Below are 13,644 nucleotides of genomic sequence, written 5' to 3' on the forward strand. Positions count from 1 at the left end.
TAACCAAAAAAAGCGTTTTTACTATTAGTTTACGTATGTTTGTATTGATGAAATTTACTTTAGGAAAAGACGAACGACTAAAAAGCAGAAAACTAATTGGAAGGCTTTATACCGAAGGAAAAACCATAAAAACTTTTCCTTTACGAATGGTTTATATACAAACAGAACATACTTCTGATTACCCTGTGCAAGTAGGTGTATCTGTTCCTAAAAGAAACTTTAAAAAAGCAGTAGATAGAAATCGTATTAAAAGATTATTACGTGAAAGTTATCGTAAACAAAAATTTACAGTTTATGATAATGTAGATAAACCGTATGTTTTTATGATTTCTTATCTTGCAAAAGACGAATGGAAGTATGATGACATTGATAAGAAAATGAGTAAATTACTTTCTATTTTTATGAATGAAATTTTAACCAATGAACAAGAATAAAAAAATATATATAGCCCTATTAATTGGTATTGTTGCTGTTTCATTTTCATTTCAATCTCGCTTTTTTGAAATTGCTAAGCAAATAGAAATATACAATACGGTTTTTAAAACCATAAACATCAATTATATTGATGAAATTAATCCAGCAGAAATCACAAAAAACGCTATTAATCATACGCTCGAAAACCTTGATCCCTACACTCGTTTTTACAACGAACAGCAAATGGAAGAAGCTAGAATTAGAAGAGAAGGTGAATATGGCGGTATTGGTATTTCTTCTTTTTATACCTATAATGGAATTGTAGTTGCTGCTGTTAAAGAAGGTTTTTCTGCTGATAAAGCTGGTCTAAAGCCGGGTGATATTATTATTGAAGTAAACAATCAGGTTTTAAAAGGGCTTGAAAATGATGAGCTTTCTCAAATGTTAAAAGGAACTCCAGAAACGCCTGTTAATTTAACCATTAATAGAAACAATACGGTTTTTAAAGTTGATTTAAAGCTAGACAAAGTAATTGTAGATCCTGTTCCCTTTTTTGACATGGTAAACGAAACTACAGGATATATCAAGTTAACACAGTTTACAAGCGGTAAAGCAACTGAAAACGTAAAAAATGCTTTTTTCTCATTAAAAGAAAAAGGTATGGAAAAGTTAATTTTTGATTTACGTAGTAATCCAGGAGGGTCTCTTTCTGATGCCGTAAATATTACCAATATTTTTATTCCTAAAGGAAAAAAAGTTGTAGACACTAAGGGAAAGATTAAAGCCAACTCTAGAACCTATAAAACCAGTAATGATGGATTGGATATTGAAATTCCAATTGTAGTTTTAATTGACGACAGATCTGCCTCTGCTTCTGAAATAGTTTCTGGTGCATTACAAGACTATGATAGAGCTGTAATTATGGGGCAACGTTCTTTTGGTAAAGGTTTAGTTCAGCGATTTTATACGTTAAGTTATGGTACTCAAATGAAGGCTACCATTTCTAAATACTATACACCTAGTGGTAGATGCATTCAAGAGCTAGATTATGCTAGTAGGGACTTAAAAACCGGTGAAGTTCCAAAATTTTCTGATAATATTGTTAATGAATTTAGTACGGAAAATGGAAGAAAAGTATATGATGGCGGAGGTGTTACTCCAGACGTTTTAATACAATTATCTGAAAAAACAGAAGAGACAGAAAGCTTATTAAAATCTAGAGCTATCTTTAATTACGCAACTAATTATGTTAAAAAAAATCCACTTGATAATTTTGATGGATTTTCGTTTACATCAACTGATTTCTCAGATTTTACCTCATACCTAATTAATAAAGATACTTCTTTTGTTACACCTCAAGAAAAACTCTTTAAAGAAGCTTATGAAACCGTTGAAAATAGTAACTCAATTAACAATGATTATACTAACATTGTAAATACGTTAAAGCAACAAAAAGTAGCTTCTATTTCTAAAAACATAGATGTTATTTTACCTAAAATAGAAGATGAAATTATAGAGCAATTGTTTTATGAGAAAGGATTGTATGCGTATTACTTAAAACATGATACTACTATACAAAAGGCTGCTGCTTTATTAAATAACCCTAAAGAATACAATAAAATTTTAGCTAAATAAAGCTAATTCTTAAGTTTGTATCTTTGAATTTTAAAAAATATATGTCAAAACCAATACAAAAAGCACGTACACGTGCACAAGAATCTACCAATGCCATTGAAAAATTATACATTTCAATGCGTCACTTATTTACACGTGGGTTTTATAAACCAATGGGAGTTTCAGGAGAAACATTACGTAAATCGTTATTGTTACTAAGGCCAGAAATTTATGGTTCTATTGCGGAAGACAAATCAGAATTAAACGGTTTAACTTATGTTATAGAACGTTTACCTGTAGGTATTGAAGAGTGTCAGTATATCACTTTAACTGCCGATGAAGGATATAGAAATTCTAACTTCACACCAATCATTCCTCCAAAAAGAAGAAGAAACTGCTATCGTATAGATAAAGATCAAATGATTATCGAAATTACACGTGGTAGATCTGAAATATATGATATTTTAACACACTTAACATTCTTGTTTATAGAGTCTCATAAAATAAAGGATAGAGTGTTAATTAACGACGGAAAAGACACTACTAGAGAGTGGAAAAACCTTGAAGATATTGTTATTTACAACAAAAAATTATCTGATAATGAACGTGACGTTTTAGTAGTTCATTTAGGTAGTATTCTGGGAAGAACTTATGATGAAGTATATGATGCTTATAATACGTTTAGCACAGAAAAAAATCCACATAGATTTTTCCATTTAATGTACTGGTTAGGTAAACTTGCCATAAATGAAGAGTTAGAGGATAAAAAACGTTCTATAAGATTTAGTGCAAATTTAATCGATGAAATAGGTCATCATTTTTATGGAGAAATGTGGGCTAACGACATTAAAGAAGTTTTATTTAAGAACAATTTAATGGATAGACCTATTCATATCATTAGTGCTAACATGCATAGTGTTATGAATACAATTTATGCTAAAAATGCCTTACCCGAAGAAGCAAAGAAAAATGAAGGTTTTAAACTTTTTGGATTATTAAGCAACGCCAATAGCGAAACCTTACAAACAAAAGTTAAAAACTATGCTTCTGAAAATGGCTTAATTTACATTAAAGATAAATCTGGAACGAACATTAACGTACAAGTAATTGATACAGAAAAAATAAATTTTGATATATCTGAATTTAACAAGGTAAACTCTGTTGATAAAAAACCTGTTATTATAGTTATGGACTATGCTTTTGGTGAACAAGCATATGAAACAATGGATGAGTTATTAAAACCTTACAAAAAAGACGGTGAATCCTTACACATTAATGTTGAGTCTGTTTCAATAATGGGTAAAGCAGGTATTTTAGATGGAGGAAAAGGAGATATCATGATTCCTAGTTCTCATATTTTTGAAGGTACTGCTGATAATTATCCTTTTAAAAATGAGCTTTCAAAAGAAGATTTAGAAGGTTTTGGTGTACAGGTTTTTGATGGGGCTATGGTTACCGTTTTAGGTACATCTTTACAGAATAAAGACTTATTAAAGTTTTTCCATGATTCTACTTGGGATGTTATTGGTCTTGAAATGGAAGGGGCTCATTATCAAAAAGCCATTCAGGCAGCCTCTAAAATTAGAGGAAATATTACCGAAGATGTTAAAGTAAGATATGCTTATTACGCTTCAGATAACCCACTAGAAACAGGAGCTACTTTAGCCTCTGGTGGTTTAGGAATGAGTGGAGTAACACCTACGTATGCTATTACTCAAAAGATATTAGAACAAATCTTTTAAAAGCTTAAAAACCAAACAATGTCTCAACTTAATAACGAACAAGAAGAAGTTGACTTAGGATCTTTATTTATATTAATAGGTAAAGCATTTACAAAGTTAATTAACTTTATAACCTCTATATTTAGAGGTTTATTTGATTTTATAATTCAAATACTACTTTTTTTAAAAGGTAATATTATTAAAATAGGTATTGCAGCATTGTTTGGCGCCATTATAGGAGGTTTCGTGCATTTAAAATCGGATCATAAATTTGAAGCTAACTTATTGGTTAAACCTAATTTTAAAAGTAGTAGACAGCTATATAACAATATAGCCTATTACAATGATTTAGTTAAGCAAAAAGACACCCTGCTATTAGCAAGTACATTTAATATTTCTGTTGAAGAAGCAAAATCATTAAAAAAGTTTGAAATAACTCCTATCGTTAACAATAACGATATTATTGCTGCTTACGACGAACTATTACAAAATATAGACACTACCACCATTAAGAGTTTTACTTTTAATGATTATAAAAATGCATTTACATATTATGACTATGATGTGCATAATATTAGAGTAATTGCCACACAAAATAATGTGTTTAGTAAACTTAGTAACCCTATAATAAGTTCTATTACAGAAAATCAATATTTTAAAAAACTTAAAAAACTTAATCAAGAAAGCTTAGAGAAAAGTAACAACCTATTAAATAAAAACCTTTCTCAAACAGACTCTTTATTTGAAGTTTATAAGAAGACGTTAGTGTTAGAAGCTCAAAAAGGTGTTCCTTCTACTCAAATTAACATGAATAACACTAATAAAATGGTAAAAGAGTTAGCATTATTTGAAACTAATTTATTACTAGATGAAGAGCTAAAGGAAATAAGTGATGATTTAACTAAGAAGTCTGAAATTATAAATATAATATCTAACTTTCAACCGATTGGTCATCAAATTAAAGAAATTCAAAGAAATAGTACTTTTCAATATGCGCTAATTTCTTCTATTTTAATGATTGCCTTCTTACTTTTTATAAAACTAAATACATATTTAGAAAAATATAAATCATGATTGTTTCTGAGACACCTTTAGCACAATCGTTTATAATAGAACCTAAGGTTTTTGGAGATAGTAGAGGTTATTTTTTTGAAAGCTTTAATCAAAATTTATTCTTCCAAAAAACAGGTGTCGATATAAATTTTATTCAAGATAACGAAGCTTACTCTAATCGTGGTGTTTTAAGAGGTTTACATTTTCAAAAAAAGGAACATGCACAAGCTAAACTGGTAAGAGTTGTTACTGGAAAAGTTTTAGACGTAATTGTGGACCTAAGAAAAAATTCTAAAACTTACGGTAAAACGTTTTCTATTATCCTATCAGGTGAAAATAAAAAACAGTTGTTTGTACCTAGAGGTTTTGCACACGGATATGTTGTTTTAGAAGACAATACCATTTTCAGCTATAAATGCGACAACTATTATTTTCCGAAGTCTGAGGGAGGAATAATTTATAATGACCCTACTTTAAATATTGATTGGATGCTTGATAAAAATGAAATTTTGGTTTCTGAAAAGGATAAAAACCTCGGTAAATTCTTATAATGCTATTTAAAAAGATAAATAGAAACGATTTATCCTTTAAAACCTTAAAAATATTATTTTTAAGAGTAATTGGTGTCATTTTATTATTCGGGTTAACCCTGTTTTTAACTAATAATTTTGAACCTGACACGGTTGGAAGGTATGATTTTTTAAGAACAATGATTTTTGTTTTTAGCGCTCTAATTTTATTAGGTACCGAGCAATCTATTCTATACTTTGCTGGAACAAATTCAGAAAATACAGAAGCATTAAATGTTGTTTACGTTAAAATGATATCACTCATTTTAATTGCTTATGCTTTTTTATTAGTTCCTTTTTTTTTTCTAAATAAAGAGTTTATAAACAATTATTTTAATGATAATAACTCTTATTCTTTAATTATTAAATGTATAATCATATTACCTTTTTATGCGATTTCTATTTTAAATTTTGAAATGTTAAGAGCTGTAGGTAAAATCTCAATTGCTGAGTTTTACAGAAACATCGTTAAGTATACACCCTTTTTAATTTGTGCTATTTCAATAGTTATTTTGGAAAAGAAAGAACTATTAATAAACACTTACTTGTTCAGTTTTTTAGTGGTTGCTTTAATATCTTCTACTCATCTTTATATTCAAATACTCAGTAAAAAAAAATCAAAATTTAAAAATCATAACTTCACCAAAAAAAGGATATTTTTAAAGTCATTTCCTATGGCTTTGAGTGGTATTGGTTTTTTTTTACTTCAAAGTATCGATGTTTTTTTAATTAAAAAATATATAAATAATGAAGCCGTTGCATTTTATAGCATTGCAGTAAAACTTGTTTTAATATTAATTATGATTGTAAATGCTGTAAATATTAGTTTGGCTTCTAAAATAGCAGAACTTTACAATAAAAACAATATAGAAGAGCTTCAAAAAAACATTACCAAAGCAAGTAAGATCATGACATTAATTTCTTTTCTTACCGCAATTCCTTTAGTTTTTTTATCTGATTACATTTTATTAATATTTGGTTATGACTATTTAGTAGCAAAAAATAGTTTAATATTAATGATTATAGCCCAATCCTGTAGTTCTATATTTGGTGTTAGTGCTGTTTATTTAAACATGACAAAAAAACAACATTACTTTCAGTTTATACTGCTATCTGCCGTTGTAATTAATTTAATTTTAAATGTATATTTAATTCCATTATATGGAATTTTTGGAGCAAGTATTTCTTTCTCAATAAGTGTTTTATATTGGAACATATCTAGTGCAGTTTTAATATATATAAAAGATAAAATAGTATTGTTTCCATGGACGAAAAATAAATTAGCAAACCATGAAAATTAGTTTACCGAAAAATAAATTAACATTTCTATTTTTTTCACTTTTAAGCTTTTTAATTGGAATTTTTGGTTGTTATTTTTTACCAAGTAGATTTTTTAATGATACTATTATTATTATTAATGATTATCACAATGAAATTGGCTGGAGAGGTAGTTATCCTTTTACTATACTATTCTATAACTTAACAAAGTTAAAATATTTGCACTTTAGTATTGTTGGAGCCATACAAACAATTATTGTATTATACTTTACCTATAAAATTGGTGTACCCAAAAAGTTTAATATTATAACCACCAAAAACTCAATAACCTATATTTCAATAGCTTTAATAGGTGTGTTTTTGTGCATGCCTACAAAAGAGTTTATCAATTATTGTTATTTATTATTTGTGCTTTACTTTATTAGAAAACAGTTTTTTTCAGCAAAAAATACTGGATTTATTATCGTTGTTTTGTTGATTTTCTTTGGTTTTTTTTTCAGAGAATATTACATGTTAATAGCTCTTTTAACAGTAATTTTTTACACAATGAGTTTTGTGAATTTTAAGAATAAGAAAATAGCTACTATATTTTATGGAATAATTATAGCAATTGGGTTTTCATTAAGTTACGGATTTATTAAAGGTGAGTTTATTTCTCAAAAAACACGAGAATCAATTAATGAATTAAGAAAAAATGATGGAGAAAATAATTCTGCTATATATTCACCTATTAAAACAGATACGTGGTATGGTGAGTCTTTTGGAATAGTATATGGTTTTTTTACAGTTAACTTGCCTTTTAATGGGTTAACTTATATTACATCACCACAAATTATTGCATTTGTGTTTTGGCAACTGCTTTTATTTATCATTTTATTCATAAGGTATGAGAGATGTTTTAAAGAAGGAATTAAAGACAATTATGCAATTTGGGTGTTTTATGTAATTTTTGCTTTTTTTATTGTTCAAGGAATATTTGAACCTGATTTAGGTTCGGCAGTAAGACACAAAATTGGTATTTTTCCATTCATTTATTTTGCCTTGTATTATCATGAATTTAATAATAAAAAGTAATTACACTCCGTTTAAACTAATAGTTGGTTTACTATTTATCTTCATCACATTTAGCTTTGATAAGCTACAAATTATTAGTACAGTAACAATACCAATAATTATTACTTATTTATTTTTTCTATCTAAAAAAGAGAAAATAGCACTTGATGATTTTTACAAACTAATTTTTTATACATTAATATTTTCTTCTACATCATCTGGACACATCTTCAAAATAATTCTTATTGCTTTAATCTTTTTTTTAACATTAAGTAAAAAAAAACTGAAGTATAAACATTATTATGAGAAACTGACCTTGCTATTTTTCTTATTAATTACTATTAATTTTGCTTTATTTTCGCCTCACTTTAAAGGGTTAGATATTCTTATTTACTTTTTTTTAATTCCTTTATTATTTATTTTATTAAAAAAGAAAAATGTACTTATTTCTGTTAATACTACAATAAAAGCTTTTGTTTTATCATGTTTTACGCAATCGTTATTATTAGTTGTTCTTAATTTAATCAATGGTACTTTAATAAAAAAAACAAATCCTTTATTTTCAATTCTTATTGATTTACACCATGTGTATTATGGCATGTTTTTGGCTATATCTATAATATTAATAAGTTATTCATGGATAAACTCCCGTAAAAAGATATTTTCTACATATTGGGATTTGCTTTTAGTACTATTTCACACTGTAATTTTACTTTATATAGGCGCAAGAACTTCAATATTAGCTACTGGTATTGTTCTTTTTATTCTTTTTTTTAAGAAAACTAACTATACATTAATCAAAAAACTTACAGTAACAATACTATTAATGAGTGTAGCTGTATTTCTAATTGTAAAATCACCCAGATTTAAACAAGGTTTAAATGAAGTTGAAAAACTTACTACCATTATTAAAAATAACGATAAAGAAGCATTGGTTAAAGAATCTTGGAAGAATATACCTATGAGGTATTTAACTTACAAGTATACTTTTAGTGAATTAAAAAAACATTGGGTTCTTGGAATAGGAATGCAAAATGTGGTAGATAAGATATCAGATAAAATTGTAGACGATGGCTATATCTATTTTCTTCCGAAAAATACTCACAATCAATATTTACATTTTTTTATAGGCATGGGAATATTCGGTTTTAGCTTTTTTATTTTTTTGTTATTAAAATTCGCTATAAATCATGATAATAACCTATATGTATTACTATTTTTGCTAATTGTAATGCTTACAGAATCTATTTTAGTTAGAGGTAAAGGGATTTTATTATTTACCTTTTTTAATTTACTTTTTGTAAACAGAAAAATTTGGAATGATTAAAGTGGTTCATATTGCTAAGCCTATTGGAGGTGTTGGTGTTTATATTCAATTGTTAGCTAAAACAATTGATAGTAACTTATATGAACATATCATTATCCAGAATAAAAATGATAAAAACCTTAAAATTGTTACTGATAAAGAAGAATTAATAAAAAGCTATCATGTTAATTTAATAAGAGAAATTAAACCAATTAATGATATACTATCTTTAATTGAGTGTATTCGGGTTTTAAAAAAAGAAAAACCAAACTTAATTCATTGTCATAGTGCAAAAGCAGGTATTTTAGGTCGTTTAGCCGCTTTTTTCTTAAAAATCCCTGTATTATATACTCCTCATGCGTATTCATATTTAAGTACAAATAGTTATTTTAAAAGAACCATTTTTAAACTAACTGAACAACTCTTTAAATACCTACCTGGTAAAACATTAGCCTGTTCACAATCTGAATACTACAGAACTATCAACGATCTTAAGTTCGACCCTAATAAAGTTTTTTTATGGAATAATGCTATTGATGAAATAAAACCAGTAGCAAATAAAATTGATTACAATTTACCTGAAAATTATATATGTAATATCGGTCGACCGTCTTATCAAAAAAATACTGAATTACTTATTAATTCAATTTATCAGGTAAAAAAAGATATTCCTAATATTCATCTAGTTATTTTGGGAGTTGGGTATTATGCACCATCTTTAAAAAAAGTAACATCATTAATAAATGATTTAAATTTAACATCCAACGTTACCTTAATCTCATTTATTAATAGGCAAGATTGTTTGGCTATACTGGAAAAAAGTAATCTTTTTGTATCAACCTCTAGATACGAAGGCTTACCTTATGCCGGTATTGAAGCATTAATGCTTAAAAAAGCATGTGTTTTATCAGACGTAGACGGACATAAAGACCTTGTAGATAACACTATTAATGGTTATTTAACGGAACAAAACACAAGTAAAATAGCTGAAAAAATTAAGTATTTACTCACAAACCATTCTGTTCGTAAAAAAATGGAAGAAGCTTCTTACACTAAATTTCAGCGTAATTTTGTGTTAAAAAACAACTATAAAAAATTAGAAAACATTTATAAATCGGTAGCTAAACGTTGAAACATAGATATTCAAAATACATACCTTTTATTTTTTTAATTATTGATGTTTTTATCATTAATACTGTAGTGTTTTTTATTTTTGAAAAAAAACACCAAACGGGATTTTTCTTCTTATTCTTAAATATTTTTTGGGTAATTTCAAGTATTATATCTTCATATTATAAATTATACAGATATTCTAATATTTTTAGGTTATTAGGGCTATTTATTGCTCAAATTCTATTTTTTACTTTAGGTTTTTTTGCGTTTTTTGGAATTTTTAAAGAAGGTATTATTGTTAATACTCAATTTGAAACATTACTATTATTAGGTAGTACTTTATTAGCTAGAAAAACCTTGTCTTTTTATGCCTTAAAAGTTTACCGTGCTAAAGGGAATAATTACAGAAAAGTTGTGTTCTATGAAAAAGATAGCACCGCTAAAAAAATGATACATTTATTTACTACCAAAAAAGAATTAGGTTATCATTTTCTTGGTTTTTTCACTAATAAACCCAATCAAAACTTTAATGATTATTTGGGTGACGAGGCATATTTATATCAATACATTATTCAAAATAATATTGACGAAGTTTATGCAACTCAATCTCAATTAAATAAAAATCAAATAAAAAAAATAACAAAGTTTACCAGTTATCATAATATACAACTAAAATTAATTCCAAACACAAAAGAGTTTTATAGTAAAAAAGTACAGGAAGAATATTATGATGATACATTAAAGGTTTTTGCAGTAAAAAAACTTCCTTTTGATCATCATGAAAATAGGATACTAAAACGATGCTTTGATGTTACTTTTTCGTTTTTAGTATTAGTTTTTGTATTATCATGGTTAGTTCCTATTTTGTGGATTTTGGTAAAAATAGAATCTAAGGGACCTTTATTCTTCAAACAAGAAAGGGAAGGTTTAAACGGGCAAAAATTTGTTTGTTACAAGTTTAGATCAATGAAAATAAACAAAGAAGCTAATACAACTCATGCTTCAAAAAATGACATGCGAGTTACTAAAATTGGTGCATTTATGAGAAAGACAAGTATTGACGAGCTTCCACAATTTTTAAATGTATTACAAGGTCATATGAGTGTAGTGGGTCCAAGACCTCATATGGAAACATTATCAAACCAATATCAAAAAGATGTTGAAAATTATATGGAGCGTCATGCTGTAAAACCTGGTATAACTGGTTTGGCTCAAGTTAGTGGTTACCGAGGAGAAATAATAAAGAAATCTGATATCAAAAATCGTATCCGACTAGATATTTTTTACATTGAAAATTGGTCTTTTTTATTAGATATTAAAATTATTATTAAAACAATATTCAATGTTTTTAAAGGTGATGAAAACGCTTATTAATGGATTATAAAGTCGAAATATCTGCATGTATCGTTCTTTACAACGAACCTATTGAAGAACTACAAAAAACTATAGATTCATTTCTTAACATCCCACTTTCTAAAAAGCTTTTCTTGGTAGACAATTCTCCCAAACAAAATAAAAACAACTTCGATCATGTTGACATAGAATATTTATTTAATGCTAAAAATATTGGTTTTGCCAATGCAAATAATCAAGTCATAAGAAAAATCAATGGATACTCAAAATATCATTTAATCTTAAATCCTGATGTTGTTTTCAGTTCAGAAGTTATTAGTAAGCTTATTTCTGAATTAAAAAAAGATATAAATCTAGCTATGATAGCTCCTAGAGCTATTTATCTTGATGGAAGTCATCAATATACAGCCAGAAAATACCCGAGTTTTTTCGATTTAATAATAAGGAGAATTCCTTTCTTTTCTAAAAGAAAAAAGGAACAAGAATATCAGTTTCAAGATTTGTCAAAACCATTTTATCCTGATTTTATTCATGGGTGTTTCATGTTATTTAATACCAAAGATTTTATTAAACTAAAAGGTTTTGATGAGCGTTATTTTTTATATATGGAAGATGTTGATATATGTAAAAAAATAGATGAGCTCGAAAAAAAGAAACTTTACTATCCATTGGTAAAAGTAAAACATGTAAAAAGAGAAGGTTCTTCAAAAAAAATCAAATTATTATTCTATCATTTTTCATCTGCAATAAAATACTTTTTGAAGTGGGGTTTTTAATAAAATACCATTTACTTACTATATATTTGCACATACAACACAACAACAATACTAATGAATATTCTTATTTTAGGTTCGGGCGGTCGCGAACACGCGTTTGCTTATAAATTAGCTCAAAGTAATAAAGTATCTCAATTATTTGTAGCTCCAGGAAATGCTGGAACAGCAAAAATTGCCACCAACATAGCCATAAATCCAACCGATTTTTCAGCTGTAAAAAAAACTGTTATAGATCAAAAAATAGCTATGGTAGTAGTTGGCCCAGAAGCACCTTTAGTTGAAGGTGTGCATGATTTCTTTTTAAATGATAAAGAATTGCAGTCAGTACCAGTAATTGGTCCTAAAAAAGACGGTGCTTTACTAGAAGGAAGTAAAGATTTTTCTAAGCAATTTATGGAAAAACATAATATTCCTACTGCAAAATATCAATCTTTTACTGCTGATAATTTACAAGAAGGATTTTCTTTTTTAGAAACATTAAACCCTCCTTACGTTTTAAAAGCTGATGGTTTAGCAGCAGGTAAAGGAGTTTTAATTTTAAATTCTTTAGAAGAAGCTAAAAAAGAATTAGAAGAAATGTTAACCAATCAAAAATTTGGTGAAGCGTCTTCTACCGTAGTTATTGAAGAGTTTTTAGATGGAATAGAACTTTCTGTTTTTGTTTTAACAGATGGGAAAAGTTATAAAGTATTACCATCTGCTAAAGACTATAAACGTATTGGTGAAGGCGATACTGGTTTAAATACTGGCGGTATGGGAGCTATCTCTCCTGTTCCTTTTGCTGATAATGACTTTTTAAATAAAGTAGAGGAACGAATTGTAAAACCAACAATTGATGGTTTGCAAAAAGACGGAATTGATTATCGTGGTTTTATTTTCATAGGTTTAATGAATGTAAACGGTAACCCATTTGTAATTGAATATAACGTTAGAATGGGAGATCCAGAAACAGAAGTAGTACTTCCAAGGATAAACTCTGATTTATACGATTTATTTGAAGGTGTTGCACAGCAAACACTATCAGAAAAATCTTTTAATGTTACTGATAAAACAGCTACAACTGTTATGTTAGTTTCTGGTGGGTATCCAGAAGCTTACGAAAAAGGTAAGCTCATTTCTGGCCTTAATGAGGTAGAAGATTCAATTGTTTTTCACGCGGGTACTAAATTAAAAGATGATAATATAGTAAGTAATGGAGGACGTGTTATGGCTATAACATCTTTTGGCAACACCATTAATGAAGCTCTTGAAACTTCATATAAAAACATTAATAAAATATCTTTTGATAAAATGAATTACCGAAAAGACATCGGTTTTGATTTACATGAGTCGTCCTAAAATAGGTTGACAGTTTTAAAAAATATATTTAAACCAGAGAAGCTAGCTTCTCTGGT

At 27.6% G+C, this 13,644-nt stretch carries 12 protein-coding genes; all 12 read left to right on the top strand.

Annotated elements, in window-relative coordinates; all coding sequences use genetic code 11:
* Positions 1 to 47: 47 nt before the first annotated feature.
* Genes rnpA through purD form a run of 12 tightly spaced genes read left to right on the top strand, consistent with a single transcriptional unit; the run spans position 48 to position 13,588 of the window.
* Complete coding sequence (gene rnpA, locus ACFQ1U_RS12370; protein WP_386108857.1) at positions 48 to 434, top strand: ribonuclease P protein component; 387 nt, start codon at positions 48 to 50, stop codon at positions 432 to 434.
* Entirely contained in the window at positions 421 to 2,049 is a 1,629-nt protein-coding gene (locus tag ACFQ1U_RS12375) for a S41 family peptidase (protein ID WP_386108822.1), read from the top strand. The genes rnpA and ACFQ1U_RS12375 overlap by 14 nt, the downstream gene beginning before the upstream one ends.
* 41 nt (positions 2,050 to 2,090) lie before the next feature.
* Positions 2,091 to 3,770: a DUF6909 family protein gene (locus ACFQ1U_RS12380; protein WP_386108824.1), complete on the top strand. Its 1,680-nt coding sequence runs from the start codon at positions 2,091 to 2,093 to the stop codon at positions 3,768 to 3,770.
* Positions 3,771 to 3,788: 18 nt separating this feature from the next.
* Positions 3,789 to 4,823: a hypothetical protein gene (locus ACFQ1U_RS12385; RefSeq protein WP_386108825.1), complete on the top strand. Its 1,035-nt coding sequence runs from the start codon at positions 3,789 to 3,791 to the stop codon at positions 4,821 to 4,823.
* Positions 4,820 to 5,353, top strand: a complete 534-nt coding sequence (gene rfbC, locus ACFQ1U_RS12390; protein ID WP_386108827.1) for a dTDP-4-dehydrorhamnose 3,5-epimerase — start codon at positions 4,820 to 4,822, stop codon at positions 5,351 to 5,353. Before ACFQ1U_RS12385 ends, rfbC begins: the two co-directional genes overlap by 4 nt.
* Positions 5,353 to 6,672, top strand: a complete 1,320-nt coding sequence (locus tag ACFQ1U_RS12395) for an MATE family efflux transporter (RefSeq protein ID WP_386108829.1) — start codon at positions 5,353 to 5,355, stop codon at positions 6,670 to 6,672. The genes rfbC and ACFQ1U_RS12395 overlap by 1 nt, the downstream gene beginning before the upstream one ends.
* Positions 6,662 to 7,723 carry a hypothetical protein gene (locus tag ACFQ1U_RS12400; protein WP_386108831.1) on the top strand — a complete coding sequence of 354 codons (1,062 nt, stop codon included), beginning with the start codon at positions 6,662 to 6,664 and terminating at the stop codon, positions 7,721 to 7,723. Before ACFQ1U_RS12395 ends, ACFQ1U_RS12400 begins: the two co-directional genes overlap by 11 nt.
* Entirely contained in the window at positions 7,701 to 9,029 is a 1,329-nt protein-coding gene (locus ACFQ1U_RS12405) for an O-antigen ligase family protein (RefSeq protein ID WP_386108833.1), read from the top strand. The genes ACFQ1U_RS12400 and ACFQ1U_RS12405 overlap by 23 nt, the downstream gene beginning before the upstream one ends.
* A complete protein-coding gene (locus ACFQ1U_RS12410) occupies positions 9,022 to 10,140 on the top strand; it encodes a glycosyltransferase (RefSeq protein ID WP_386108835.1) in 1,119 nt (372 codons plus the stop codon). Before ACFQ1U_RS12405 ends, ACFQ1U_RS12410 begins: the two co-directional genes overlap by 8 nt.
* A complete protein-coding gene (locus ACFQ1U_RS12415) occupies positions 10,137 to 11,495 on the top strand; it encodes an exopolysaccharide biosynthesis polyprenyl glycosylphosphotransferase (RefSeq protein ID WP_386108837.1) in 1,359 nt (452 codons plus the stop codon). Before ACFQ1U_RS12410 ends, ACFQ1U_RS12415 begins: the two co-directional genes overlap by 4 nt.
* Positions 11,495 to 12,250, top strand: a complete 756-nt coding sequence (locus ACFQ1U_RS12420; RefSeq protein WP_386108839.1) for a glycosyltransferase — start codon at positions 11,495 to 11,497, stop codon at positions 12,248 to 12,250. The genes ACFQ1U_RS12415 and ACFQ1U_RS12420 overlap by 1 nt, the downstream gene beginning before the upstream one ends.
* A gap of 54 nt (positions 12,251 to 12,304) precedes the next feature.
* Complete coding sequence (purD, locus tag ACFQ1U_RS12425) at positions 12,305 to 13,588, top strand: phosphoribosylamine--glycine ligase (protein ID WP_386108841.1); 1,284 nt, start codon at positions 12,305 to 12,307, stop codon at positions 13,586 to 13,588.
* The last annotated feature ends 56 nt before the right edge of the window (positions 13,589 to 13,644 follow it).

It is taken from the genome of Tenacibaculum geojense (assembly GCF_042676005.1).
GTDB classification, from domain to species: domain Bacteria; phylum Bacteroidota; class Bacteroidia; order Flavobacteriales; family Flavobacteriaceae; genus Polaribacter; species Polaribacter geojense.

Excerpts from the sequence above, each read along its gene's own strand:
- ACFQ1U_RS12375 (WP_386108822.1), top strand. The coding sequence starts at position 421 with ATGAACAAGAATAAAAAAATATATATAGCCCTATTAATTGGTATTGTT.
- rnpA (WP_386108857.1), top strand. The coding sequence starts at position 48 with ATGAAATTTACTTTAGGAAAAGACGAACGACTAAAAAGCAGAAAACTA.
- ACFQ1U_RS12395 (WP_386108829.1), top strand. The coding sequence starts at position 5,353 with ATGCTATTTAAAAAGATAAATAGAAACGATTTATCCTTTAAAACCTTA.
- ACFQ1U_RS12400 (WP_386108831.1), top strand. The coding sequence starts at position 6,662 with ATGAAAATTAGTTTACCGAAAAATAAATTAACATTTCTATTTTTTTCA.
- purD (WP_386108841.1), top strand. The coding sequence starts at position 12,305 with ATGAATATTCTTATTTTAGGTTCGGGCGGTCGCGAACACGCGTTTGCT.
- ACFQ1U_RS12420 (WP_386108839.1), top strand. The coding sequence starts at position 11,495 with ATGGATTATAAAGTCGAAATATCTGCATGTATCGTTCTTTACAACGAA.
- ACFQ1U_RS12405 (WP_386108833.1), top strand. The coding sequence starts at position 7,701 with ATGAATTTAATAATAAAAAGTAATTACACTCCGTTTAAACTAATAGTT.
- ACFQ1U_RS12410 (WP_386108835.1), top strand. The coding sequence starts at position 9,022 with ATGATTAAAGTGGTTCATATTGCTAAGCCTATTGGAGGTGTTGGTGTT.
- ACFQ1U_RS12380 (WP_386108824.1), top strand. The coding sequence starts at position 2,091 with ATGTCAAAACCAATACAAAAAGCACGTACACGTGCACAAGAATCTACC.
- rfbC (WP_386108827.1), top strand. The coding sequence starts at position 4,820 with ATGATTGTTTCTGAGACACCTTTAGCACAATCGTTTATAATAGAACCT.
- ACFQ1U_RS12385 (WP_386108825.1), top strand. The coding sequence starts at position 3,789 with ATGTCTCAACTTAATAACGAACAAGAAGAAGTTGACTTAGGATCTTTA.